Annotated in this window: 1 protein-coding gene; it reads right to left on the bottom strand. The window is 67.1% G+C overall.

The window, feature by feature from the left end:
- A partial coding sequence (locus ACF8ML_RS06385; protein ID WP_392406667.1) for a sensor histidine kinase occupies positions 1-325 on the bottom strand: 325 nt, incomplete at both ends.

Here is a 325-nt window from a genome sequence, read left to right as displayed (position 1 = left end):
CCCTGCACATCGATGCGCCCGCCGATGGGCGAGAACTTGATGGCATTGGCCAGCACATTGCGCACCACCTGCTGGAAGCGCACGGGGTCGGCCTTGGCGATCAGCGGGGCGTCGTCGAGTTCGAGCCGCAGGTCGATGAGCTTGTGCTGCTGCTGCGGCTCCAGCTCGCGCACGACCGGCCGGATCAGGCTGCGCAGGTCCGTGCGCTCCAGGTGGATGGTTCCCACGGCGCTGTCCAGCTTGGCCACATCGAGCAGGTCATTGACCAGGGCCAGCATGCGCTGGCCCGCCGCATGGATGTCGTTGAACATGTCGGCCATGGCGG

It is taken from the genome of Delftia sp. WSY_10, assembly GCF_043104705.1.
Classification (GTDB): Bacteria; Pseudomonadota; Gammaproteobacteria; order Burkholderiales; family Burkholderiaceae_C; genus Comamonas; species Comamonas tsuruhatensis.
The sequence above is the reverse complement of the archived record's forward strand: the minus strand, read 5'-3'. Positions and strand labels throughout refer to the sequence as shown.